Origin of the sequence: Cellulosimicrobium cellulans (genome assembly GCF_007679345.1) — a bacterium.
GTDB classification, from domain to species: Bacteria; Actinomycetota; Actinomycetes; order Actinomycetales; family Cellulomonadaceae; genus Cellulomonas; species Cellulomonas cellulans_A.
This window is the reverse complement of sequence record NZ_VEGH01000003.1, coordinates 266261-289519: the sequence shown is the minus strand read 5'-3', so window position 1 is coordinate 289519 and position 23259 is coordinate 266261. Positions and strand designations below refer to the sequence as shown.

The following is a 23259-nucleotide window of genomic DNA, read 5'->3' as shown; positions in this document are numbered from 1 at the left end:
CGCCGGTCCGCGACAGCCCCACCGCCGCACGACCCGCACCGCCGCACCACCCGCACCCGTCGTCACCGTCGACCCGGAGGCCCCGCCGTGACCCCGACCCGCGTCCCCGCCGCCCTCGCCGCGCTGGCGGCCGCCGTCGCCCTCGCGCTGGCTGGCGCCCTGCCCGCCGCGGGCGGCGGTCCGGCCCCGGTCCGGACCGCCGCGCTCGCGCCCGCCGCCGCGGACCCGGCGCCCGCCGACCCGGCGGCCGACCCCGCCACCGCGGACCCCGCCGCCGCGAGCACCCAGGTCACCTGGGGAGTGCGCCCGGCCGACACCGTGCACGGCGCCGAGCGCCCGAACTTCGCGTACTCCCTGCCGCCCGGCGGCACGCTCTCCGACGCCCTCGTCGTCACGAACAAGGGCGACGCCCCGCTGACCCTCGACGTGTACGCCGCCGACGGCTTCCTCACCCCGGACGGCACGCTCGACGTGCTCGAGGCGGGGGAGGAGTCGACCGCGCTCGGGGCCTGGGTGCAGGTCGAGACGCCCGCGATCGTGCTGGAGCCGGGTGCCGCCGCCGAGGTCCCGTTCACCCTGACCGTGCCCGAGGACGCGCAGCCCGGCGACTACGCCGCGGGCATCGTGTCCAGCCTGCTGGTCGAGAACGCCGCGGGCGTCTCGGTCGACCGGCGGCTCGGCTCCCGCGTGCACCTGCGGGTGCAGGGCGACCTCGCGCCGGCGCTGGCCGTCTCCGGCCTGCGCGTCGACTACGACGCCGGGGGCAACCCCGTCGCCCCGGGCGCCGCGACCGTGACCTTCACCGTGACGAACACCGGCAACTCCCGGGTCGCCCCGACCGAGCAGGTGCAGATCGCGGGCCTGTTCGGCCTCGGCCGGGCCCGCGCCGCCGCCGTCGACGTCCCCGAGCTCATCCCCGGCGCGTCCGTGCAGCGCAGCGTCCGGGTCGACGGCGTGTGGCCGCTGGTCCGCGCCACCGCCACGATCGCGCTCGGCGGCGAGGTGGTCGCGCTGCCCGGCGCCGCGGCCCCCGACGCCGCGCCTGCCGTCCCCGGCGTCAGGGCCTCCGCCGCCGCCTGGGCCGTGCCGTGGGCGCTGATCGGCGCGCTCGCCCTGGTCGTCGCGCTCGTCGCCCTGCGGGTCCTCGCCGGGCGCCGGCGCAAGGTCCGGCACCAGCGCGCTGTGGACGCGGCCGTAGCCGACGCCCTCGCCCGCCAGGGGGCCGCGACATGACCTGAGGAGCCCGCACCCCTGGACGCCGCGCGCCGGCGCCCCGCAGCATCTGTGTTCCGCTCTCGACGAGGAGACCGACATGACCCGCCCGATCACCCTGTTCACCGGCCAGTGGGCCGACCTGCCGTTCGAGGAGGTGGCCCGGCTCGCGTCCGAGTGGGGCTACGACGGCCTCGAGATCGCCTGCTGGGGCGACCACCTCGACCCCTGGCGCTGGGACGACGACGCGTACGTCGCCTCCCGGCTCGAGATCCTGGACCGGTACGGCCTGAAGGTCTGGGCCATCTCCAACCACCTCAAGGGCCAGGCCGTCTGCGACGACCCCATCGACCTGCGGCACGAGGACATGCTGTCCGCGCGGGTGTGGGGCGACGGCGACCCCGAGGGCGTCCGGCAGCGCGCCGCCGAGGAGCTCAAGCACACGGCCCGGATCGCGGCGAAGCTCGGCGTCGACACCGTCGTCGGGTTCACCGGGTCGTCGATCTGGAAGTACGTGGCGATGTTCCCGCCCGTGCCGGCCGCGGTGATCGAGGCGGGCTACCAGGACTTCGCGGACCGGTGGAACCCGATCCTCGACGTGTTCGACGAGGTCGGGGTGCGGTTCGCGCACGAGGTGCACCCCAGCGAGATCGCCTACGACTACTGGACGACGGTCCGCACCCTGGAGGCGATCGGGCACCGGGAGGCGTTCGGCCTGAACTGGGACCCGAGCCACATGGTCTGGCAGGACCTGGACCCGGTGGCGTTCCTCTGGGACTTCCGGGACCGGATCTACCACGTCGACTGCAAGGACACGAAGAAGCGGATGGGCAACGGCCGCAACGGCCGGCTCGGCTCGCACCTGCCGTGGGCCGACCCGCGGCGCGGCTGGGACTTCATCTCCACCGGCCACGGCGACGTGCCGTGGGAGGACGCGTTCCGGGTGCTCAACACGATCGGCTACACCGGCCCGATCTCCGTCGAGTGGGAGGACGCGGGCATGGACCGGCTGCTGGGCGCGCCGGAGGCCCTCGCCTTCGTCAAGCGGCTGGCGTTCGACGCGCCCGACGCGGCGTTCGACGCCGCGTTCTCGACGAAGGGGGACGCGTGACCGCCGACGCCCGCGCGCGCACCGGGCTGTGGCTCGTCGGCGCGCGCGGGTCGGTCGGCACGACCGCCGCGCTCGGCCTCGCGGCGCTGGCCGCCGGGCACGCCGGGGCCGCGGGCTGCGTCACGGCCGCACCGGCCTTCGCGGGCCTGCCGCTGCCCGCCTGGGGCGACCTCGTCGTCGGCGGGCACGACGTCAGCGACGTGTCGCTGGCCAAGCGCGCCGAGGCGCTCGTCGACGCCGGGATGATCCCGGCACCCCTGCTCGCCGCCACGGCGCACGCCCTGGACGCCGCCGACGCCGAGGTGCGGCCGGGCCACCGCGGTCCGCTCGTCCCCGGGGGTTCGCAGCAGCAGGTCGCCGAACGGCTCGCGGCGGACATCACCGGGTTCGCCGCGCGGCACGACCTGGCGCGGGTCGTGGTCGTCGACGTGTCCTCCACCGAGCCGCCCGCGCACCCGAGCGCCGCCCACGACGACCCGGCCGCCCTGGTCGCGGCGGTGCAGGAGCCGGGGCGGGTGGTGCTGCCGCCGTCGTCGGTCGCGGCCTACGCCGCCGTGCTCGCGGGCGCGTCCTACGCCGGGTTCACGCCGTCCGCCGGGATGGGGCTGCGCGCCCTGCAGGCCCTCGCCGCCGAGGCGGGCGTGCCCGTCGCGGGGCAGGACGGCAAGACCGGGCAGACCTGGCTGCGCACGGTGCTCGCGCCGGCGTTCGCCGACCGGGGGCTGCGGGTGCTGTCCTGGGCCGGGACCAACCTGCTCGGCGGCGGCGACGGCGCCACCCTCGCCGACCCCGAGGCCGTGCGGTCCAAGCTCGCCTCCAAGACCCGCGGGCTGCGTGATCTCACCGGCTCCGACGTGACGCCCCTGCACATCGACCACGTCCCCGACCTCGGGGACGTCAAGGTCGCCTGGGACCACGTGCACGCGGAGGGGTTCCTCGGCTCGCGGATCACCCTGCAGACCACGTGGTCCGCGTACGACTCCATGCTCGCCGCCCCGATGGTGCTGGACCTCGCCCGCCTGCTCGCGCTGGCGCACGCCGGCGGGGCCGCCGGGGTGGTGCCGGAGCTCGGGTTCTTCTTCAAGGACCCGTGGGGCTCCGACCGGCACGCGGCGGCGGACCAGGCGGACGACCTCGTGCGCTGGGCCCAGGGGCTGGTGGCGTGACGGCGGCGCCGGGGACGGTCGTGCCGTCGGCGGCCCCGCCGGGGACGGACGCGCAGGGTCCGCCCGTGCAGGGTCCGCCCGTGCCCGTGGTGCGCGGTCTCGACGGGCGCACGGACGCGGCACCTGCGGCCGGGAGGGAGCCGGCGGCCGGCGAGGGCGCGGGCGACGAGCGGGCTCCCCGGGGTCCGGCAGCCGGGGGCCCCGCGGCTGTGCCTCCGGTCCCGGGCCGGCGCCGCCCCGGCCTCCGGGACCACCTCGAGCTCGTGCGCGCGCCCGCCGTGCTGACCGTGCTCGGCGACACCGTGGCCGGCGCGTCGGCGGCAGGGCTCCCGCTGGGCGGGCGGCGGGTGCTGCTGCCGGTGGCGTCGGCGTGCCTGTACGCGGGGGGCATGGCGCTCAACGACTGGGCCGACCGGGAGGTCGACGCCGTCGAGCGCCCCGAGCGCCCGATGCCGTCCGGCCGGGTGAGCCCGCGCCACGCCCTGGGGGTCGCAGGCGGCCTCGCGGCGGCGGGCCTCGCGCTCGCCGTCGGGGGCGGCGGTCGGCGCGCGCTGGCCGTCGCCGGGCCGCTCGCCGCGGCGGTGTGGCTCTACGACGCCCGGCTCAAGGACACCGCCGCCGGCCCGGCCGCGATGGCCGCCTGCCGGGGGCTCGACGTGCTGCTCGGCGCGGGGGTGGGGCACCTGCGCGCCGCCGCTCCCGCCGCGGCCGCGCTGGCCGCGCACACCGCGGGGGTCACCGTGCTGTCCCGCGGCGAGGTGCACGGCACGACGCGCGCGGTGGCGGGCGTGGTGGCCGCGGGCTCGCTCGGGGTGGCGGCGGCGGCCCTCGCGGGCGTGTCCGGCCCGCCCGGGTGGACGGTCTGGCCCGACACGCCGACGGCGAGTCCGGCCGGACCGTCCACTCGAACCGCCCGGCGACCGACCGGGCGCTGTGCGGGGTACGCCACGGGGCTGGCGGTCGCCGCCTACCTCGCGCAGGGCCTCCCCGCGCAGGTCGGGGCCGCTCGGACCCCGACCGCGTCCGCCGCCCGCGCGGCCACCGGCGCGGGCATCCGCGCGATGGTCCCGCTGCAGGCCGCGTGGGCCGCCCGCGCCGGACGCCCGGACGCCGCCCTCGCGCTCGGCGTCGTCGCCGCGGCGGGCGCGCTGCTCCGCCGGGTCACCGGCCCGCGGGCGGTGAGCGAGACGTGACCACCCGGCCCGCCCCGGCAGCCGTGCCGCGCGGCCCCGGACCGGGGACGGCGGCCTCGCACCCCGGAGCCCTCGCGGCCGCGCCTCGCCGCCCCGGTGCGGGCTCCGCGGACGTCGCGCCCCTGCCGTTCGCGCTCGGCTACGGCACCAACGGCCTCGGCGACCACCCGCTGCCCGCGGCGCTCGACCTGCTGGAGGAGCGCGGGTACGACGCCGTCGCGCTCACCCTCGGCTTCCCGCACCTGGACCCGTGGGCGCCCGCCGCCGACCTCGCCGCGCTCCGGGACCGGCTCGCCCGCGCGCACGACGGCCGGGGGATGCGGGTCGTCGTCGAGACCGGCACCCGGTACCTGCTCGACCCGCGCCGGAAGCACGCGCCCGCCCTCGTCGACGCCGACGCGGCGCCGCGGCTCGCCTACCTGCGCCGGGCGGTCGAGGTCGCCGCCGCGCTCGGTGCGCCCGCCGTCCAGCTGTTCTCGGGCGTCCGCTCGGCCGGATCGACCTCCGCCGCGGCGGACGACCGGCTGCGCGACCGCCTGCCCGGCCTCGTGCGGCACGCCGCGGAGCACGGCGTCCGACTGGCCCTCGAGCCCGAGCCCGGCATGCACGTCGAGACCGTCGCCGACGCCCTGCGGCTGCGCGCCGACCTCGGGGACCCGGCCGCGCTGGGCCTGACGGTCGACGTCGGGCACTGCCTCGTCGTCGAGCCGGGCGGCGTGACCGGGGCCCTCGCCGCCGCGGGCCCGGCCCTGGCGCACGTGCAGATCGACGACATGCCGCGCACCCACCACGACCACCGGCCGTTCGGCGAGGGCGACCTCGACCTTCCCGCCGCGCTGGCGGCGCTCGCCGAGGCCGCCGCGGGTCCGGCCGGGTACGCCGGGGTGGTCGCCGTCGAGCTGCCCCGGCACTCCTGGGACGCGCCGCGGCAGGTCGCCGGCGCGGCCGCCGCGATCCGGCGCGCGTGGACGCACCTCGCCGCCCGCGTCCCCCCACCCGACCCTGCACCCCTGCCCCGACCCGCTCGCTGAGAGGGAGTGTCACCGTGACGCCGACGACGTCGTCCGACCCCGCCGCACCGACCGCCGCCACCGCGCGGCCGGCGGGCTCCGCCCCGCGCACCGAGAGCCCGCCTGCCTCGGGGTCCGCCGGCACCACCTCGCCCGGGTCCGCCGGCACCACCTCGCCCGGGTCCGCCCGCGCCGCCTCGCCCGGGTCCGCCGGTCCGCCCGCGCACGGCCCCTCGGCCGCGCCGCCCCCGGTCACCGCGGTCGTCGCCGCGGCCCGGGCCCCGCACGCCGGCTGGCTCGCCGACGCCCTCGCCGAGGTGCGCCGCGACCCCCGGACCGCCGACCGGGCGTTCCCGCTCGCCGGCCGCCGCGTCGGCCGGACCCCGCTGCGTCCCGCGACCGACCCGGCCGGCGTCGTGCACGGGACCGTCGACGACGCCGCCCGCGCCGCCGTCGTCCTGGCCCTCGCCGACGCGCACCGCGGCGACGCCGAGCGGCTGGCCGCGCACCTCGCCGACCTGTACCGCGAGGGCGACACCGCCGAGCGGCGCGGCGTCCTGCGCGGCTTGGACGCCCTGGAGGTCTCGACGCCGGCCACCCTGCCGGGACCCGTCGTCGCCCTCGGCCGCGACCTGGCCGCGGACGCGCTGCGGGCCAACGAGACCTCGCTCGTGGCCGCGGCCGTCGGCCCGTTCGCCGCGGCCCACCTCGACCAGCACACGTGGCGGCACGCCGTGGTCAAGCTCGTGTTCCAGGGCACCAGCCTCGACGCGGTCGCCGCGCTGGACGACCGCGCCGACGCCGAGCTCGCCCGCATGGCCCGCGACCTCGCCGCCGAGCGCCGGGCCGCGGGGCGCGCCGTGCCCGAGGACCTGGCCCGTCTGACGCGGCCGGGGGAGCGGGACGGCTCGGGCCGGACCGGAGCCCCCGAACCGGGCGGACGCGCCCCCGCCCCCCACCGCACCACCGAGACCCTGGAGCCGTGATGCGCATCTTCGACCCGCACGTCCACATGACCAGCCGCACCACCGACGACTACGAGGCCATGTACGCCGCCGGCGTCCGCGCGCTCGTCGAGCCCGCCTTCTGGCTCGGCCAGCCGCGCACCAGCGTGGGCTCGTTCGTCGACTACTTCGACGCGCTCCTCGGCTGGGAGCGGTTCCGGGCCGCGCAGTTCGGCATCCGGCACCACGCGACCATCGCGCTCAACCCGAAGGAGGCGAACGACCCGCGGTGCACCGAGGTCCTCGACCTCATCCCGCGGTACCTGGCGAAGGACGGCGTCGTCGCGGTCGGCGAGGTCGGCTACGACGCCATGACCCGCGCGGAGGACGAGGCGTTCACCCGCCAGCTCGCCCTCGCGCGCGACGCCGACCTGCCCGTGCTCGTGCACACCCCGCACCGGGACAAGCAGGCCGGCACCCGGCGCACCCTCGACGTCGTCCGCGAGTCGGGGCTGCCCGCAGAGCGCGTCCTCGTCGACCACCTCAACGAGACGACCGTCGCCGCCGTGCGCGACGCGGGCGCCTGGGCCGGGTTCTCGATCTACCCCGACACCAAGATGGACGAGACCCGGATGGTCGCGATCCTGCGGGAGTACGGCACCGAGCGGATGATCGTGAACTCCGCGGCCGACTGGGGCCGGTCCGACCCGCTCAAGACCTGGCGCACCGGCATGACGATGCTCGAGCAGGGCTTCACGGAGGACGACGTCGACCGCGTGCTGTGGCGCAACCCGGTCGAGTTCTACGGGCAGTCCGGCAACCTCGTGCTCGACCCGGTCCCCGGGTTCGTCGCGGGGGAGGTCCCGGCACCGGCGACCTTCGAGGGCTCCTCCGTGCTGCGGGGGGTGCGCGCGTGACGATGCCGCTGTCGTACTGCACCAACGTCCACCCCGCCGAGGACCTGGACGGCGTCCTCGCCCAGCTCGACCGGTACGCCGGGCCGGTCCGCGAGGCGGCGGGGCTCGGCACGCTCGGCGTCGGCCTGTGGCTGCCCGCCGACCTGGCGCACCGGCTGGCCGCGAGCCCCGACGACCGCGACCGCCTCCGGGGCGCGCTCGCCGCCCACCGGCTGACCGTGCACACCCTGAACGCCTTCCCGTACGGCGGCTTCCACGCCGAGGTCGTCAAGCACGCCGTGTACTCGCCGACCTGGGCGGAGCCCGCCCGGGCCGCGTACACCCTCGCGTGCGCCGAGGTGCTGGCCGACCTGCTGCCCGACGGCGTCGACGGCTCGATCTCCACGCTCCCGCTCGCCTGGCGCGAGCCGTGGTCCGCGGACGACGACGCCGCGGCCACCGCCGCCCTCGCCGCGGTGTCCGCGGGCCTGCGGGACCTCGCCGCCCGCACCGGCCGCACCGTGCGGCTCGCCGTCGAGCCCGAGCCGGGGTGCGTCCTCGACACCGTCGCCGACGTCGTGGGCTGGCTCGAGCCCCGGCTCGGCACCGGTCCCGGGCAGATCGACCCGGAGCACGTCGGGGTCTGCCTCGACACCTGCCACCTGGCCGTGTCCTTCGCCGACCCCGTCGCCGCCGTCCGGCGCATCCGGCAGGCCGGGCTCCGGGTGGTCAAGGTGCAGGCCTCCGCCGCCCTGCACGTCGAGGACCCCGCCGACCCGGCCTCCCGCGCCGCCGTGGCCCGGTTCGCCGAGCCGCGATACCTGCACCAGGTGCGCGAGCGCAGCGGGGGAGCCGTTCATCCCGCCGACGACCTGCCGGACGCCCTCGCCGGCGGCCTGCCCGGCGACGGGCCGTGGCGGGTGCACGTGCACGTCCCGCTGCACGCCCGGCCGGCGGCGCCCCTCCAGGCCACCACCGACCTCCTGCGCGACGCCGTCACCGCCGTCCTGCGCGGCCCGCACGGCGACGCCGCCCACCTGGACGTCGAGACCTACACCTGGGCCGTCCTGCCCGACGAGCTCGCGGCCCGCGCCGGCGACGACCTCGTCGCAGGCATCGCCGCCGAGCTGCGCTGGGCCGTCGACCACCTGGACCTCGGGTCGTGGTGGGACGCGGACGCGAGCGCAGCCCCGGACGGCGTCGACCTCACCACCCGGAGGACCGCATGAGGCCCCTGCTCCTGCTCGACGTCGTCGGGCTCACCCCGCGCGCCCTCGCGCACATGCCGCGGCTGTCCCGGCTCGCGGACGGCGGCTGGCGCGCGGGCCTGCGCACCGTGCTGCCCGCCGTCACCTGCTCCGTGCAGTCGACGATGCTCACCGGCCTCGCGCCCTCGGGGCACGGGATCGTCGGTAACGGCTGGTACTTCCGCGACCTCGGCGAGGTGCACCTCTGGCGGCAGCACAACCGGCTGGTCGCGGGGGAGAAGGTCTGGGAGACGGCCCGCCGGGCGGAGCCCGGGTACACCGCCGCCAACGTGTGCTGGTGGTACGCGATGGGCATGTCCACCGACGTCACCGTGACGCCCCGGCCGGTCTACCACGCCGACGGCCGGAAGTCCCCGGACGCCTACGTGCGTCCGCCCGCGCTGCACGACGAGCTCGTGGACCGGCTCGGCGCCTTCCCGCTGTTCCAGTACTGGGGCCCGACCGCGTCGATCGGGTCGACCGAGTGGATCGTCGCCGCGACCCGGCACCTCATGGCCACCCGGCCCGCCGACCTGACCATGGCGTACGTCCCGCACCTCGACTACGACCTGCAGCGGTTCGGGCCGCTCGACCCGCGCGCCGACGCCGCCGCGGCCGACCTGGACCGCGCCCTCGCCCCGCTGCTCGACGAAGCCGAGGCCCGCGGCGCGACCGTGCTCGCGGTGTCGGAGTACGGGATCGAGCCGGCGTCCCGCCCGGTGCACGTCAACCGGCTGCTCCGCGAGGAGGGCCTGCTGCACGTCTACACCCAGGCCAACGGCGAGCAGCTCGACCCGTGGACGTCACGGGCGTTCGCCGTCGCCGACCACCAGGTCGCGCACGTCTACGTCGCGGACCACGCCGACGTCCCGCGCGTCGCGGCGCTGCTCCGCGGCGTCCCGGGGGTCGACGAGGTGCTCGACCGCGCGGCACAGGCCCGGTACGGCCTGGACCACGAGCGGTCCGGCGAGCTCGTCGTCGTCGCCGAGCCGGGCGCCTGGTTCACGTACTCCTTCTGGCTCGACGACGACCGGGCGCCCGACTACGCGCGCGGCGTGGACATCCACCGCAAGCCGGGCTACGACCCCGCCGAGCTGTTCTTCGCCTCCGGCGCCGCGAAGGCCCGAGCGGGGCTGAACTTGGTGAAGAAGAAGCTCGGGCTCCGGTACGCCATGTCCACCACGCCGCTCGACCCGGCGCGCGTCGCGGGCAGCCACGGCCGGCTCCCGACGTCCGTGGCCGACGCGCCCGTGGTGCTGTGCTCCGACCCGGACGTCCCGCCCTCCGTCGCGGCGGCCCTGGCGGCGGGCGACGCGGTGCCCGCCGCCGCGATCCGGTCGGCGGTCCTCGAGCTGCAGGGCCTCGGGGCGGTCGCGGCGGTCTGACCTCCACCCGCTCGTCGCGCCGCCACCCGATCGATCGGGTGGCGGCGCGACGACCGGGAGGGAAGGGCGCCGGCGCAGCGGGCGCGTGCGCGGGCGGGTGCGGCGGCGCCCCTCCGGCACCGCGCGACCACCGGGCACCGGCCCGCCGCCCGCCCTAGGCTCGCCGCGTGCCCCGACGCCACGTCCGCCTCCGCCCCGCGCCCACCGCCGCCGACGACGCCCGCCGGGTGGACGCGGACGTCCGCGCCGGCCTCGACGCCCTGCGCGCGGAGCTCGACGTCCCCGCCGTGTTCCCGGACGACGTGCTTGCCGAGGTCGGGTCCGTCCGCGCGAGCGGCCCCGCCCCGGTACCCGCCGGCGCGCCGGAGCGCGTCGACGCGACCGACGTCCCCTTCGTCACCGTCGACCCCGAGGGCTCCCGGGACCTGGACCAGGCCGTGCACCTCGAGCGCCGCGGGGCGGGCTACCGGGTGCGGTACGCCATCGCCGACGTGGCCGCGTGGGTCCGCCCGGGCGGCGCCGTCGACGCCGAGGCGCGCCGCCGCGTCGTCACGCTCTACGCCCCGGACGGCCGCACGCCGCTGCACCCGCCGGAGCTGTCCGAGGGCGCCGCGAGCCTGCTGCCGGGCCAGGACGCACCCGCCCTGCTGTGGGAGATCGACCTGGACGCGGACGGCGCGCCGACCGCGGTCCACGTCCGCCGCGCGAGCGTCCGCAGCCGGGCCCAGCTCACCTACGAGGGGGCGCAGCGCGCGCTGGACGACGGCACCGCGGACGAGACCCTGGTCCTGCTCCGCGCGGTCGGCCGGCTGCGGCAGGCCGCCGAGGTCGCGCGGGGAGGGCTGACCCTCCCGACGCCTGAGCAGGTGGTCGAGGTCGACGCCCGGGGCCGGTGGGCCCTCACCAGCCGGGCGACCCTGCCCGTCGAGGAGTGGAACGCCCAGGTGTCGCTGCTCACCGGGATGTGTGCGGCCACGATGATGCTCGACGCCGGCGTGGGGGTCCTGCGCACCCTGCCGCCCGCGGACCCGCGCGACGTCGAGCGGCTGCGGTCCTCGGCGCGGGCGCTCGGCGTGCCGTGGCCGGACGGTGCCGACGCCGCGACCGTGGTGCGAGGGCTGGACGCCGGGGTGCCCGCGCACGCGGCCCTGCTCACCGAGGCCACGACGCTGCTGCGCGGGGCCGCGTACGTCGCGTTCGACGGCGCGGCTCCCGAGCAGCCGCTGCACGCCGCGATCGCGGCGCCCTACGCGCACACCACGGCGCCGCTGCGCCGGCTGGTCGACCGGTTCGTCGGCGAGGTGTGCCTGGCCGTGTCCGCGGGCGTGGAGGTGCCGGCCTGGGCCCGCGACGCGCTGCCGGACCTGCCCGGCCTGATGGCCGCGGGGGACCGGCGGGCGTCCGCCTACGAGCGCGGCTGCGTGGACCTGGTCGAGGCCGCCCTGCTCTCGGCCCGGGTCGGCGACGAGTTCGACGGCGTGGTGGTGGACGTCCGGGACGGCGGGGAGAGCGGGGTCGTGCAGCTCCGCGACCCGGCCGTCCGGGGCCGGGTCGCCGGCGCGGCGCTCCCGCTGGGCACCGACGTGCGCGTGCGGCTGGACGCGGTGTCGGTCCCGGAGCGCACCGTGCGGTTCGTGCTCGACGGGGCGGCCCAGGGGGTCTGACGGCCGGCGCCGGTCGGCCCGGGTGCCGGGGCACGGCCCGGCGGCTAGCGTCGGGCGCGTGCCTCGCCCCAGGTCCGCGGCCGTCGCCGCGACGAGCCGGTGGACCGACCCCGACGGGGTCCGCGCCCCCGCCGGGGAGGTGCACGCCTGGGAGCCCGGCCGCAACGAGACGGTGTGCGGGCTGTCGCTCCACCGGTCCGCGCTGGAACGGTTCCCGCACGTGCGCTGGGCCGACGTGCAGCCCGCGACCGGGCGGCACGCCGACGCGGTCGGCCGCGTGTGCCCGCGGTGCGCCGCCGGCACGGGGCAGCGGCGCGACGAGAAGCCGTGGCGGCGCGTCGACCCGCGCCCGTAGGTGCCGGGGCGACGTCGCGACGCCGCTAGCGTGGCGGACGTGCCCCTCGACCTGCGTCTCTACGACCCGTCCGACGCCCCCGCGCTCACCGACCTGCTGCACCGGTCGTACGCCGGCCTCGCCGAGCGGGGCCTCAACTTCACGGCGGCCACGCAGGACGTCGAGCTGACGCGGTGGCGCGCGGCGGCCGGACCGACGTTCGTGCTCGTCGAGGACGCGACGCCCGTCGCGACGCTGACGCTCTCGGTGCCGCCGGCCACGTACCTCCAGGGCCTGACGCCCGAGGCCGCGGCGCCCGGTCGGGCGTGGCTCAACCAGATGGCGGTCGACCCCGCGCGCCGTGGTCGCGGCCACGCGCGCCGGCTGCGCGACGCGGCGTTCGCGCACGCCGCCGCCCACGGCGTGACCGCCGTCGGCGTCGACACCGCGGAGCCCGCGGGTGACCTCCTCGGCCTCTACCGGGGATGGGGCTTCGCCGAGCGCGACGTGATCCGGTGGCCCGGCAAGACCTACGACAGCGTGGTGCTGGTGCGCGCGGTCGCAGCCGCCTGAGCGCGGACCCGGCTCAGGCGGGCGTCGTCCCGGTCCCGGACGGAGCGGGTGCCGCGGCCGCCCCGTCGGCGGCACGGGCCGCACGCGCGCGCCGCTCCGCCGCCTCCTCCGCGTCGACGCGCCGGGCGTCGAGCATCCCGTCCCGCACCCCGCGCCGCACGACCAGGTACAGCAGGAACGCGACGACGACAGCCGGGACGACCCAGTACGTGACCATGATCACCAGCGGGGTGAGCGAGCCGAACATGGTGCCACGCTAGCCGCGCCGACGTCGCTCGCGGGGGCGTTCCGCGCGTCCGGTCCGGGCTTGCTCCGTCAGCGTGCGTCCGGGCCCGCCAGCGGCCAGCCGCCGCGCGCCAGGTGCGCCGACACCCGCGCCACGTCCGCCTCCGACGCGGCGTCCAGCGTCGCCGCCCCCACCATGCGTTCGACGTCGGCCGTGGTGATCTCCGCGCCCCGGCTCGCCAGCACCGCGAGGTCGCCCGCGATCTGGTGCACCTCGGTGTCGGTGAGCGACCGCCGGAGCAGGCCGAGCAGCACCACGTAGTCCTGCTGCGGCACGCCGGAGGGGTACCCCGCGCGCAGCCAGCGCAGCACCCGGGTGGGCCACGTGCCCGTTCCCGTCTCCGTCATCGCGGCCCCCTCACGCCTTCTCGACGAGCAGCGGGCCGCCGCCGAGGCTCACCTCGTAGCCGAGCCCGGACGCCACGACGACGGTGATGCCGAGCACCACCCCGGCCACGGCCAGCGCGAAGCACAGCACGGCCAGGACCCGCCCGAGCGGGTGCGGCCGCGGCGCGTCACCGGTCGCGTGCTCCTCGGCGTCGCCCCCCGCGCCCCACGCCGAGGCGCGCAGGCCGAGCCCGAACAGGACCGGCAGGCCGGCGCCCAGCACCAGCGACACCAGCAGCACCTGGCCGAGCATCCCCATCTCGGTCGCCAGCATCAGCGCACCCCTCCCGCCGCGGCCGGGCGGCGCTCGCGCGCCGGCTCCTGCCACTCGTCGTTCACGTTGCCCGCGTGCACGGCGTCCCGCCGCGACCGCACGTACATCGCGCCGCTCAGCGCGACCAGCACCAGGACCACGGCGACCGCCCCGAGCACCCCGCCGCCGAGCACGTGCGCCAGGAACCACGTGGCCGCGCCGACGAGGCCGGCGGCCGGCATCGTGATGAGCCACGCGACGCCCATCCGGCCGGCGACCCGCCACCGCACGGTCGCGCCCGGCCGGCCCACGCCGGCGCCGAGCACGGAGCCGGTCGTGACCTGCGTCGTCGACAGCGGCAGGCCCAGGTGGCTGGACACCAGGATCGTCGCGGCGGAGGCGGTCTCGGCGGCCATGCCCTGCGGCGGGGCGATGTCGATCAGCCCCTTGCCGAGCGTGCGGATGATCCGCCACCCGCCGAGGTAGGTCCCGAGGGCGATCGCGAGGGCGCAGCAGACCTTGACCCACAGCGGGATCGCCGTCGTGCTGGTCCAGTGCCCGGAGGCGATGAGGGCGAGGGTGATCACGCCCATGGTCTTCTGCGCGTCGTTCGTGCCGTGCGCGAGGGACACCAGCGAGGCGGAGCCGATCTGGCCCCAGCGGAACCCGCGCTCGGTGTACCGCGCCGCCACGCCGACGGTGACCCGGTAGACGAACCAGGTGCCCGTCGCCGCGACCACGCCCGCGATGACGGGCGACGCGACCGCGGGGACGACGACCTTGCCGAGGATCCCGTCGGGCTCGCCGCCGTCGCCGGTCCAGTGCACCGCGCCCCAGCCGAGGCCGGCGACCGTCGCGCCGATCAGGCCCCCGAACAGCGCGTGCGACGAGCTCGACGGCAGGCCGAGCAGCCAGGTGAGCAGGTTCCAGACGATCGCGCCGACCAGCCCGGTCAGCACGATGAGCAGCAGCGCCTCGCCCCCGTCCTGCACGAGGTCGGGGCTGGGAGCGCCGTCGGACTCCTGGATCCGGACGACGGCGTTGGTGACGGTCAGCGCCACCTCGACGGAGAGGAAGGCGCCCACCAGGTTGAGCACCGCGGAGAGGGTCACGGCCGCCTTCGGGGGCAGCGCGTGCGTGGCGATGGAGGTAGCCATCGCGTTCGCCGTGTCGTGGAACCCGTTCGTGAAGTCGAACGCGAGCGCGACGACGACCACCAGCGCGAGGATGACGGTTGCAGCGTCCACGGGGCCCACCGTCCTCGCGGTCCCGCCGGCGCGCACCAGGGGCACCGTTCCGTCGGCGAGTCGTCGCCGGCCGTTCACCCGCGGCCGGGAACCCGACCGGGTGCTCCCGAGTCGGTGGGGGCGCGCGGTGCGCGGGCCGTCAGCCGGTGAGCAGCGGCGTCAGGGCGACCACGACGCCGTCGGCCGGCCGGGTCGCGCCCGCGGCCGTCGCGCGGTCCGCCGCCACCGCCTCCTGCAGCTCGTCGAGGGCCCGCGCGAGCTCGGCGGCCGCCTGGTCGGCGTCGTCGGCGTCCTCGGTGCCCGCACCCGGCCCGTCGGGGCGCAGGGCCCGCACCAGGGCCGCGCCCGCCTCGATCGCGCGGGCGGTGCCCTCGCGGACCGCGTCGGCCCGGTCCTGGTCGTCGGCGTGCGCCACGATCGGCACGTGCACGTCCCGCTCCTCGGGGGGCGCCGCCCCGGCCGCCGCGACGGTCCGCGACGTGACGACCGCGCGCCGGACGTCGAGCGCCACCACGGCGGCGGCGTCTATCGACGCGGCGTGCCGTTCCTGCCGCTGGCGCCAGGAACGGTAGTGCCGGGCGGTCCAGTTGCCCCGCGCCGCCTCCTGCGCGTCGGCCACCGCCGCCTGCGCGTCCGCCCGCGCGGCCCGGAGCGGGCGGTCCGGCGGCACGGGCGCGTCGTCGTCGCGGACCGCGGCGGCGAGCGCGTCGAGGTGCTCGGCGGCGGACGCCCGGAGCCGGTCGAGCGACCGCTCCGCGGGGGTCAGGGGGAGCGGCGGCACCACGAGGTTCACGGCGACGCCGACGAGGGCGCCGAACAACGTCAGCCCGACGTAGGCCGAGATGTAGCCGACCGGGTCGGCGTTCCCGATGATCAGCACGAACAGCGCCGCCGTCGGGACCCACGAGCCCATGTCGCCGAGCAGCCGCCATCCGGAGAGCAGCACGCCCACCAGCACCACGACCGCCAGCCCCGCGACCCCCGGCAGCTCGAGCGCGTCGACCAGCCGCGCGACGACCGCGCCCAGCGCGATGGCCAGGACGGACTGGACCGACCGCCGCGTCGTGCCCCGGACCGTGACCGAGGTGGCGATGACCGCACCCAGCGGCGCGTAGTACGGGTAGTCGCTCCACGGGCCGGGCACGAACCGCACGAGGACCCACGCGATCACCGCCGCACCCGTCGTGCGGACGGCGCGGGTGAGCCAGGGCCGGACGGCGAGGAACCGCGAGGTCGCCGTGCCGACGGCGCGGAGCCGGGGCAGGCGGCGGGCGGCGGGGGGCGGTCCGGGCTCGGGTTCGAGGGCGGTGCGGTCGGTCATCGTGCCCAGCGTCGCCCGCGGTGCGCCGCTGCGCACCCGGGACGTCGCCCGGGGCGGGCCTCCGCGGGGACCTGCCGGGCGCCCGCCCCCGGGCTCAGCGCGAGGCGGTGGCGCGCGGGCTGCGGGTGCGGGCGGCGGCGCGCCGACGCAGGTGCAGCCGGAGCAGGGCGTGCAGCGCGACGTTCAGCCACGCGCAGCCGACCGCCAGCGCCACCACCGTGGCCGTGGCCCACGTGGTCGGACCGAGCAGCAGGCCGAGGCTCCACGGCAGGCCGAACGGCAGCGTGGCGAGGAGCGCCAGCCCGGCGCCGATGTCGGCGTCCTCGACCGGCCGCGAGGCGAGCACGACGAGCAGCACGGTGACGACGGCGACGACCGCGGCGTGGGCGATGAGCAGGCGGGGTGCGCGGCGCGGTCCGGGGGAGGCCATCGCCCCATCGTCCCCGGGAGCGCGCCGCGCTGCCCCTCGGGGCGCGGACGCCGCTCGCCTGACCGCAACCAGGGGTTGCGCATCGTGCTGGACCGCTCCTACGCTGACGTGCAACCGAAAGTTGCATCAGATGCGAGGAGGCACCGTGGAACGCCGAGACACCGAGCCGGGCACCATCGAGCGGGAGATCCACGTCGCCGCGACCCCCGAGGTCGTCTACGAGGTGGTGAGCCGGCCCGAGCACCTGCGCCAGTGGTGGCCGGACGACGCCGTGCTCGGCGAGCCCCTCGCCGGCGCCGAGGGCGAGCTCGTCTTCGGGCGGCGGGGCGAGGCGGGCGCGGTCGTCGAGCGGCTGACCGTCGTCGAGGCCGACCCGCCGCGCACGTTCTCGTTCCGCTGGACGCACGGTCCCGGCGAGGCGGCCACGGCGGCGACGTCGCTGCTGGTGACCTTCGCCCTGGAGCCCACCGCCACCGGCACGCGGCTCACGCTGACCGAGACCGGGTTCCGCGAGCGGGGCTGGGAGGTCGCCGTCCTGGAGGAGCGGTACGCGGACCACGTCCAGGGCTGGGACCACTTCGTCCCGCGGCTGGCGGCGTACCTCGACCGGCTGGCGGTCGCGCCGTGAGCGTCGACGACGCCCTGTGGTCCGCGGTCGGCGACCCGACCCGGAGGCGGCTGCTCGACGCGCTGCTCGCCGACGGCGGCGGCACCGCCACGAGCCTCAGCGCCGCGGTGCCGGTCACCCGGCAGGCCGTCGCCAAGCACCTCGCGGTCCTCGACCGCGCCGGCCTCGTGCACGGGGTGACCGAGGGCCGGGAGCGGCGGTACCGCGTGGACGACGCCCAGCTCGCCCGGGCGGCCGCGCAGCTCGACGCGGTCGGGCGCACGTGGGACGCGCGGCTGCGGCGGATCGCCGGGATCGCCGAGGCGATCCAGCGGGAGCGGGACGCGCACGAGCAGGACGACCCGACGGCCGCCCGGCCGCCGGCGGCGACGACGGAGGAGCACTGACATGGTCGACATCCGGCACCGGCTCGGCGTGCGCGCCGCGGCGACGGACGTGTACGCGGCGCTGACGACGGCCGAGGGCGTCGCGGGGTGGTGGACGACGGACACCCGCGGCGACGGGGGTCCCGGCGGGCGGCTGGAGCTCGCCTTCCGCGGCGCCGACGAGCCCTACGTCATGGAGGTCGTCGACGCCGACCCGGGCGAGCGGGTGCGCTGGCGGGTCGCGCAGGGCCCCGCGGAGTGGGTCGGCACGCACGTCGACTTCCGGCTGCGGGCGTCCGGGGAGGTGACCGTGGTGCTGTTCACGCACGAGGGCTGGGCCGAGCCGGTCGAGTTCCTGCACCACTGCAGCACCAAGTGGGCGACGTTCCTGCTCAGCCTGCGCGAGTTCGTCGAGACCGGGCGAGGGCGGCCGCAGCCGCACGACCTCTGGGTCGACGACTGGGGGTGACCGGCAGCGATACCGGTGCGACGGATCGCAGCCGGACCGTCCCACCCGGGGGCGACCGCCGACCCCCGCGCCGCTAGCGTGGGACGCATGAGCGGGCGGATGACGGCGGAGGAGTTCCGGGCGGCCGACGGCGTCGCCGACTGGCGGGTCGGACCGGACGGCGCGCACGCGCGGTTCCGCACCGGGTCGTTCGCCGCGGGGGTCGAGCTGGTCGACGCGATCGGCGAGCTGGCCGACGCTGCCGACCACCACCCGGACGTCGACCTGCGGTACCCCGCCGTCGGCGTGCACCTCGTCTCGCACGACGTCGCCGGGCTGACCGAACGCGACCTCGACCTCGCCCGGCGCATCTCCGCGGCGGCCCGCGAGCTCGACATCCCCGCCGAGCCGGTCGCGGACGCCGCCCCGGTCGTCGACGAGCAGGGCCGCGCCGAACCCGTTCCCGACGGCGACGAGGTGCAGACCCTGCTCGGCTTCCTCGACTTCCACCGTGCGACCCTGGAGTGGAAGACCCGCAGGCTCGACGCCGCCGGGCTGGCCGCCACCGTCGGCGCGTCGACCATCACGCTCGGCGGACTGCTCAAGCACCTCGCGTACGTCGAGGACGACTGGTTCTCCCGGGCGCTGCACGGGCGCGACCGGGCCGAGCCGTGGGCCTCCGTCGACTGGACGGCGGACCGGGACTGGGAGTGGCACTCCGCCGCGGAGGACGACCCGGACGAGCTCCGCGCGCTCTGGCTCGCGGCCGTCGAGCGGTCCCGGGCGGACGTCGCGGCGGCCCTCGCGGCGGGCGGGCTCGAGGCGCCGGCCGCGCGCGCCTGGCCCGACGGCCGCACCCCGCACCTGCGGTGGGTCCTCACGCACATGATCGAGGAGTACGCCCGGCACAACGGGCACGCCGACCTGCTGCGCGAGGCTGTCGACGGCGCGGTCGGGGAGTAGCCGCACCCGCCGTCCACCCCCGTTCACCGAGCCCGGGTACCGTCGAGGGCAGCACACCGCCCGCACGACCCCGGAGCCGCACGCCGTGAACGACGCCCGACCCACCCTGCCCGCCGCCGTCCTCTGGGACATGGACGGCACCCTGGTCAACACCGAGCCGCTCTGGATGGCGGCCGAGACCGAGCTGGTCGAGTCCTGGGGCGGCACCTGGACGCACGAGGACGGCCTGACCCTCGTCGGCAACCCGATGAAGGTCTCCGGCGAGATCCTCCGGGGCCGCGGCGTCGGCCTGAGCGTCGACGAGATCGTCGATTTCCTCAACAAGCGCGTCGCCGCGGCCGTCGCCGAGGACACCCCGTGGCAGCCGGGCGGCCGCGAGCTCCTCGCCGCCCTGGCGACGGCCGGGGTGCCGCAGGCGCTCGTGACCTCGTCCTACGCGGAGCTCGCCGAGCCGTTCGCCCGGGTGGCCGGCGTGTTCGCGACCGTCGTCGCGGGCGACGAGGTCGAGCGGCCCAAGCCGGACCCGCAGCCCTATCTCCTGGCGGCCGAGCGGCTCGGCGTCGACATCGCCGACTGCGTGGTCGTCGAGGACTCGCCGACCGGCATCACCTCCGGCGTCGCCTCGGGCGCCCGGGTGCTCGCGGTCGAGGTGTTCCGCGAGCTGCCGGAGATCGACGGGCTGAACAAGACCGGGTCGCTCGCCGACGTCTCCGTCGACGACTTCGCGCGGATCCGCTCGGGCGCGGTGCTGGACCTGCTGGGCTGACCGGGCGCGCGCGGCGGCCGCTCGCGGGCGCACCGCGGCGCGTCGGCTGGACCCCGGCCGCGCCGGCGGCGACCCCAGGCCCTACCGTCGTGCCATGACGGCGGGCCGCGACCGGCACTGGGGCGTCCTCGGCGTGCCGTCGAGCCGGGCGGCGCACTGGCCGGGGCTGGAGAAGGGGCCCGCCGCCCTCCGCGCCGCCGGGCTCGTCGATGCCCTGGCGGCCGCCGGCGCGTCGGTGACCGACCACGGCGACCGGCCGGTCGCCCGGTGGCGCGCGGACGGTGGGCCGTCCTCGGGCACGGGTACCGCCGCCCACGGCGCGGGTCCCGCGGCCGCAGCCCGCACCTCGCCCCGGAACCCCGCCGCCGGGCGGCCCCCGGTGCCGCACGACGCGGACGGCGTGCTCGCGGTGCTGCGGGACGCCCGTGACGCCCTCGCCGTGGTGCTCGCCGCGGGGGAGACGCCGCTCGTCCTCGGCGGCGAGTGCACGCTGGCCCTCGCGCTGCTCGCCGCGGCGGTCGGGGCTCACGGGGACGTCGGGCTGGTGTACGTCGACGGCGGGCAGGACCTGCAGCTGCCCGCCGACCACCCCGAGGAGCCGATCCTCGACTCGATGGGCGTCGCGCACCTGCTCGACCTGCCGGGGACGGTCGACGCGCTCGCCGGCCTCGGCCCCCGCCGGCCGCTGCTCGACGCGGACGCGCTGTGCTTCCTCGGCTTCGGCGACGACGACGAGGACGTGCACGACCTCGTGCCGAGCGCGCGCATCCCGGCCGCCGACGTGGCCGCCGACCCCGACGGCGCGGCGGCCCGCGCGCTGGCGGCGGTCACGGGCCCGGCCGGGCGCCGGTTCCTGGTGCACGTGGACGTGGACGTCCTCGACGCGCTGCTGCTGCCCGGCGCCGACGTCCCGCAGTACGGTCGTGGGCTCACGCTCGACGTGCTGGTCGCGGTGCTGGAGCCGCTGGTGGCGGACCCGCGGCTCGCGGGGATGACGCTCGTCGAGCACAACCCGGACCACGACCCCGACGGCGGATCCGCGCGCCGGCTCGTCGCCGCGCTGGCCCCGGTGCTGGCCGCGCGCCGCGAGCCCTGACGCGCGGGCCCGGACCGTCCGCGCGTGCCCGGACCGTCCGCGCGTGCCCTGGTCTGCGTCCGGAGTGCGGCCCCGCATCCGGCGCCAGGTCGCGCGTCCCGGGTCAGGCGCCGCGCGTCCCGGGGCCCGGGCCCCGCGTTCTCGGGCCCGCGCCCCCCGGGCCGGGCTCAGGACGCCTGCGCCACCGGCACGACCCCGATCGCCCGCTCCACCGCGCCCTCCGGCACCTCCGGGGGCGTCCCGCCCCAGGCGGGGCACACGGCGCGGTGCGCGCACCAGTCGCACAGCCGGGACTTCCGCGGCCGCCACTCGCCGGTGCGCGCCGCCTCCTCGACCTGCGCCCAGAGCGACCGCAGCCGCAGCTCCAGCGTGCGCATCTCCGCCTCGGACGGCGCGTGCCGGAGGATCTGGCCGTCGCCGAGGTAGACGAGCTGGAGCAGCTTGGGGAGCACGCCGCGCTCGCGCCAGAGCACGTAGGCGTAGAACCGCATCTGGAACAGCGCCGAGCCCTCGAAGCCGGGGTTCGGCGACTTCCCGGTCTTGTAGTCGACCACCCGGAGCGCCCCGTCGGGCGCGACGTCGATCCGGTCGACGATGCCGCGCAGCTGCGGTCCGTCCTCCATCAGCGTCCGCACCGCGAGCTCCCGGTCGCCGGGCTGCAGCCGGTTCGGGTCCTCGAGCGTGAAGTAGGTGTCCAGCAGCAGGCGCGCGCTGCCGAGCCAGGCCTCGCGCTCGTCGTCCGTGGCGAACATCGTCACCACCTCGGGCGACCGCTCCAGCAGCGCGTCCCACGCGGCCGGCACCAGCAGGTGCGCGGCGGCGGGGGTGCGCTCGCCGAGCGGGAGGTCGTACAGCCGCTCCAGTACCGTGTGCACGAGCGTGCCGCGGGCGGCGGCGAGGCTCGGCGGCTCGGGCAGCCGGTCGACCACCCGGAACCGGAACAGCAGCGGGCACTGCTGGAAGTCGTTGGCGCGCGACGGCGACAGGCCCGGGACGCGCGGCTCGGGCGCGGCCTCGACGTCGCCGGCGTCGGCGCCGTCGGCGGACACGGGGGCGAGCAGCTGCGGGTCGGTGGTCGTCACGACGACGAGCCTAGGCGCCACCACCGACACCCCCGTCGACGCCCACGCCGGAGCCCCCGCCGACGCCCACGTGGGCGCCCGCCCCGGCACCCGCGCCGACCCGCACGGCCCGGCCACGTAGCCTTCCCCCGTGGCAGAGAGAACGCGGGGCTGGGTCGTCGGGCGCGTGGCGGGGACGCCGGTCGTCCTGAGCCCGAGCAGCCTGCTCGTGGTGGCGGCCATCGCCCTGGTGTTCGCGCCCTCGGTCCGGTACCGCGCCCCGGGGCTCGGCACGGGGTCGACGTACGTCGTGGCGCTCGTCGTCGCCCTGCTCCTGCTGCTGTCCGTGCTCGTCCACGAGCTCGCCCACGGCCTCACCGCGCGCGCCCGGGGTCTCCAGGTGCGCGAGTACGCCCTGACGCTGATCGGCGGCCACACCGCGTTCCACGGACGGATCACCCCGTTCACCGAGGGGCTGGTCGCGGTCGTCGGCCCGATCGCGAACCTGGTGCTCGCCGGGGTGTTCTGGCTCGTCGCGGGCGTCGCGGACCCGCTCGGCCTCGCCGCGCTCGTGCTGTACGCCGCCGCCTACAGCAACGCGTTCGTCGGGCTGTTCAACCTCGTGCCCGGCCTGCCGCTCGACGGCGGCATGGTCCTCGAGTCGATCGTGTGGGGCGCGACGGGGGACCGGCGACGCGGCGCGCTCGTCGCCGGCTGGGTCGGCCGGGTGTTCGCGGTGGGCTTCGCCGCCTGGGTGATCCTGCTGCCGATGGTGCGCGGCGGCAGCCCCGACCTGTGGGCCGTCGCCTGGGCCGCCCTCGTCGGCGCCTTCCTGTGGTCGGGCGCCTCGGCCGCGATCCAGGGCGCCCGCGCCGGGCGGGCCGTCGACGCGCTGCACGTGGGCTCCGTCGGCACCCGGGCGGTCGGCGTCCCGGCGACCGCGGTGCTGGCCCAGGCCGACGCCGCCCGGGGGCAGACCGGCGCCGACGCGGTCGTGCTGCTCGCCCCCGACGGCCGTCCCGCCGCGTACGTCGACCCGCAGGCCGCGAACGCCGTCCCCGCCGCCGACCGGGCGCACGTCCCGCTCACCGCCGTCGCCGTCACGCTGCCCGCCGGGGCGGTCGTCGACGCCGCCCTGCGCGGCCCCGAGCTCGTGCAGGCGGTCGCGGCCGTGTCCCGGTTCTCGCCCGTCGCGGCCGCCGTCCGGGACGGCCACGTGGTCGCGCTCGTGCGCAGCGCGGACGTCGCGGCGGCGCTGCGCCCCTAGGATCGAC

General features: G+C 78.0%; 26 protein-coding genes. 19 read left to right on the top strand and 7 right to left on the bottom strand.

Features of this window, described 5'->3' with window-relative positions; genetic code table 11:
* The first annotated feature begins 87 nt into the window (after positions 1-87).
* The 12 genes from FS882_RS05870 to FS882_RS05815 all read left to right on the top strand — a co-directional run bounded on the left by FS882_RS05870 (position 88) and on the right by FS882_RS05815 (position 12735).
* On the top strand, positions 88-1233 hold the full coding sequence (locus FS882_RS05870) for a hypothetical protein (protein ID WP_158371835.1): 1146 nt from the start codon (positions 88-90) through the stop codon (positions 1231-1233).
* A gap of 79 nt (positions 1234-1312) precedes the next feature.
* On the top strand, positions 1313-2323 hold the full coding sequence (locus FS882_RS05865; RefSeq protein WP_158371833.1) for a sugar phosphate isomerase/epimerase family protein: 1011 nt from the start codon (positions 1313-1315) through the stop codon (positions 2321-2323).
* Complete coding sequence (locus tag FS882_RS05860) at positions 2320-3489, top strand: inositol-3-phosphate synthase (RefSeq protein WP_222848137.1); 1170 nt, start codon at positions 2320-2322, stop codon at positions 3487-3489. Before FS882_RS05865 ends, FS882_RS05860 begins: the two co-directional genes overlap by 4 nt.
* A gap of 263 nt (positions 3490-3752) precedes the next feature.
* A complete protein-coding gene (locus tag FS882_RS05855) occupies positions 3753-4682 on the top strand; it encodes an SCO3242 family prenyltransferase (RefSeq protein ID WP_262348093.1) in 930 nt (309 codons plus the stop codon).
* Complete coding sequence (locus FS882_RS05850; protein WP_187365149.1) at positions 4679-5713, top strand: sugar phosphate isomerase/epimerase family protein; 1035 nt, start codon at positions 4679-4681, stop codon at positions 5711-5713. The genes FS882_RS05855 and FS882_RS05850 overlap by 4 nt, the downstream gene beginning before the upstream one ends.
* A gap of 14 nt (positions 5714-5727) precedes the next feature.
* Complete coding sequence (locus FS882_RS05845; RefSeq protein WP_158371829.1) at positions 5728-6678, top strand: EboA domain-containing protein; 951 nt, start codon at positions 5728-5730, stop codon at positions 6676-6678.
* The gene (locus tag FS882_RS05840; protein WP_158372093.1) at positions 6678-7553 is read left to right on the top strand and encodes a TatD family hydrolase; all 876 of its coding nucleotides are present in this window, start codon (positions 6678-6680) and stop codon (positions 7551-7553) included. The genes FS882_RS05845 and FS882_RS05840 overlap by 1 nt, the downstream gene beginning before the upstream one ends.
* A gap of 2 nt (positions 7554-7555) precedes the next feature.
* Positions 7556-8761 (top strand): metabolite traffic protein EboE, encoded by a 1206-nt coding sequence (gene eboE / locus FS882_RS05835; RefSeq protein ID WP_158372091.1) that lies wholly within the window; start codon positions 7556-7558, stop codon positions 8759-8761.
* Positions 8758-10164, top strand: coding sequence for a nucleotide pyrophosphatase/phosphodiesterase family protein (locus FS882_RS05830; RefSeq protein ID WP_158371827.1), 1407 nt, complete (start codon positions 8758-8760; stop codon positions 10162-10164). Before eboE ends, FS882_RS05830 begins: the two co-directional genes overlap by 4 nt.
* A gap of 167 nt (positions 10165-10331) precedes the next feature.
* Positions 10332-11828 (top strand): RNB domain-containing ribonuclease, encoded by a 1497-nt coding sequence (locus tag FS882_RS05825; RefSeq protein ID WP_187365148.1) that lies wholly within the window; start codon positions 10332-10334, stop codon positions 11826-11828.
* A gap of 58 nt (positions 11829-11886) precedes the next feature.
* The gene (locus FS882_RS05820; RefSeq protein ID WP_158371825.1) at positions 11887-12183 is read left to right on the top strand and encodes a hypothetical protein; all 297 of its coding nucleotides are present in this window, start codon (positions 11887-11889) and stop codon (positions 12181-12183) included.
* A 39-nt stretch (positions 12184-12222) separates the two neighbouring features.
* Positions 12223-12735 (top strand): GNAT family N-acetyltransferase, encoded by a 513-nt coding sequence (locus FS882_RS05815; RefSeq protein WP_187365147.1) that lies wholly within the window; start codon positions 12223-12225, stop codon positions 12733-12735.
* Between the two features lie 13 nt (positions 12736-12748).
* Here the strand turns inward: FS882_RS05815 and FS882_RS05810 are convergent, their stop codons facing one another.
* From FS882_RS05810 to FS882_RS05785, 6 genes are all read right to left on the bottom strand, one after another.
* Complete coding sequence (locus FS882_RS05810) at positions 12749-12982, bottom strand: hypothetical protein (protein ID WP_158371821.1); 234 nt, start codon at positions 12980-12982, stop codon at positions 12749-12751.
* 68 nt (positions 12983-13050) lie between these two features.
* A complete protein-coding gene (locus FS882_RS05805; protein WP_158371819.1) occupies positions 13051-13368 on the bottom strand; it encodes a DUF3349 domain-containing protein in 318 nt (105 codons plus the stop codon).
* A gap of 10 nt (positions 13369-13378) precedes the next feature.
* Positions 13379-13681 carry a hypothetical protein gene (locus FS882_RS05800; RefSeq protein ID WP_158371817.1) on the bottom strand — a complete coding sequence of 101 codons (303 nt, stop codon included), beginning with the start codon at positions 13679-13681 and terminating at the stop codon, positions 13379-13381.
* Positions 13681-14907: an inorganic phosphate transporter gene (locus FS882_RS05795; RefSeq protein WP_158371815.1), complete on the bottom strand. Its 1227-nt coding sequence runs from the start codon at positions 14905-14907 to the stop codon at positions 13681-13683. Before FS882_RS05795 ends, FS882_RS05800 begins: the two co-directional genes overlap by 1 nt.
* 139 nt (positions 14908-15046) lie before the next feature.
* Positions 15047-16228 carry an FUSC family protein gene (locus FS882_RS05790; RefSeq protein WP_158371813.1) on the bottom strand — a complete coding sequence of 394 codons (1182 nt, stop codon included), beginning with the start codon at positions 16226-16228 and terminating at the stop codon, positions 15047-15049.
* A 94-nt stretch (positions 16229-16322) separates the two neighbouring features.
* Positions 16323-16658 (bottom strand): hypothetical protein, encoded by a 336-nt coding sequence (locus FS882_RS05785; protein ID WP_158371811.1) that lies wholly within the window; start codon positions 16656-16658, stop codon positions 16323-16325.
* Between the two features lie 145 nt (positions 16659-16803).
* Here FS882_RS05785 and FS882_RS05780 point away from each other — a divergent pair, with 145 nt between their 5' ends.
* From FS882_RS05780 to FS882_RS05755, 6 genes are all read left to right on the top strand, one after another.
* On the top strand, positions 16804-17286 hold the full coding sequence (locus tag FS882_RS05780; protein WP_262348092.1) for an SRPBCC domain-containing protein: 483 nt from the start codon (positions 16804-16806) through the stop codon (positions 17284-17286).
* A complete protein-coding gene (locus FS882_RS05775; RefSeq protein WP_158371807.1) occupies positions 17283-17672 on the top strand; it encodes an ArsR/SmtB family transcription factor in 390 nt (129 codons plus the stop codon). Before FS882_RS05780 ends, FS882_RS05775 begins: the two co-directional genes overlap by 4 nt.
* A 1-nt stretch (position 17673) precedes the next feature.
* Positions 17674-18120, top strand: coding sequence for an SRPBCC family protein (locus FS882_RS05770; protein ID WP_158371805.1), 447 nt, complete (start codon positions 17674-17676; stop codon positions 18118-18120).
* 87 nt (positions 18121-18207) lie between these two features.
* Entirely contained in the window at positions 18208-19062 is an 855-nt protein-coding gene (locus FS882_RS21735; protein ID WP_187365146.1) for a DinB family protein, read from the top strand.
* 85 nt (positions 19063-19147) lie between these two features.
* Positions 19148-19828, top strand: a complete 681-nt coding sequence (locus FS882_RS05760; protein WP_262348091.1) for an HAD family hydrolase — start codon at positions 19148-19150, stop codon at positions 19826-19828.
* A 94-nt stretch (positions 19829-19922) separates the two neighbouring features.
* On the top strand, positions 19923-20924 hold the full coding sequence (locus tag FS882_RS05755; protein WP_158371803.1) for an arginase family protein: 1002 nt from the start codon (positions 19923-19925) through the stop codon (positions 20922-20924).
* A gap of 167 nt (positions 20925-21091) precedes the next feature.
* On the opposite strand, the gene FS882_RS05750 is transcribed toward FS882_RS05755, so the two are convergent.
* Positions 21092-21973 (bottom strand): RecB family exonuclease, encoded by an 882-nt coding sequence (locus FS882_RS05750; protein ID WP_262348110.1) that lies wholly within the window; start codon positions 21971-21973, stop codon positions 21092-21094.
* Positions 21974-22136: 163 nt separating this feature from the next.
* Here FS882_RS05750 and FS882_RS05740 point away from each other — a divergent pair, with 163 nt between their 5' ends.
* Complete coding sequence (locus FS882_RS05740) at positions 22137-23252, top strand: site-2 protease family protein (RefSeq protein WP_158371799.1); 1116 nt, start codon at positions 22137-22139, stop codon at positions 23250-23252.
* Positions 23253-23259 lie beyond the last annotated feature (7 nt).

What these genes read in the sequence shown, in the direction of transcription:
- FS882_RS05865 (WP_158371833.1), top strand. Translation starts at nt 1,313, where the DNA reads ATGACCCGCCCGATCACCCTGTTCACCGGCCAGTGGGCCGACCTGCCG.
- FS882_RS05840 (WP_158372093.1), top strand. Translation starts at nt 6,678, where the DNA reads ATGCGCATCTTCGACCCGCACGTCCACATGACCAGCCGCACCACCGAC.
- eboE (WP_158372091.1), top strand. Translation starts at nt 7,556, where the DNA reads ATGCCGCTGTCGTACTGCACCAACGTCCACCCCGCCGAGGACCTGGAC.
- FS882_RS05830 (WP_158371827.1), top strand. Translation starts at nt 8,758, where the DNA reads ATGAGGCCCCTGCTCCTGCTCGACGTCGTCGGGCTCACCCCGCGCGCC.
- FS882_RS05810 (WP_158371821.1), bottom strand. Translation starts at nt 12,982, where the DNA reads ATGTTCGGCTCGCTCACCCCGCTGGTGATCATGGTCACGTACTGGGTC.
- FS882_RS05805 (WP_158371819.1), bottom strand. Translation starts at nt 13,368, where the DNA reads ATGACGGAGACGGGAACGGGCACGTGGCCCACCCGGGTGCTGCGCTGG.
- FS882_RS05800 (WP_158371817.1), bottom strand. Translation starts at nt 13,681, where the DNA reads ATGCTGGCGACCGAGATGGGGATGCTCGGCCAGGTGCTGCTGGTGTCG.
- FS882_RS05790 (WP_158371813.1), bottom strand. Translation starts at nt 16,228, where the DNA reads ATGACCGACCGCACCGCCCTCGAACCCGAGCCCGGACCGCCCCCCGCC.
- FS882_RS05785 (WP_158371811.1), bottom strand. Translation starts at nt 16,658, where the DNA reads ATGGCCTCCCCCGGACCGCGCCGCGCACCCCGCCTGCTCATCGCCCAC.
- FS882_RS05770 (WP_158371805.1), top strand. Translation starts at nt 17,674, where the DNA reads ATGGTCGACATCCGGCACCGGCTCGGCGTGCGCGCCGCGGCGACGGAC.
- FS882_RS21735 (WP_187365146.1), top strand. Translation starts at nt 18,208, where the DNA reads ATGAGCGGGCGGATGACGGCGGAGGAGTTCCGGGCGGCCGACGGCGTC.
- FS882_RS05755 (WP_158371803.1), top strand. Translation starts at nt 19,923, where the DNA reads ATGACGGCGGGCCGCGACCGGCACTGGGGCGTCCTCGGCGTGCCGTCG.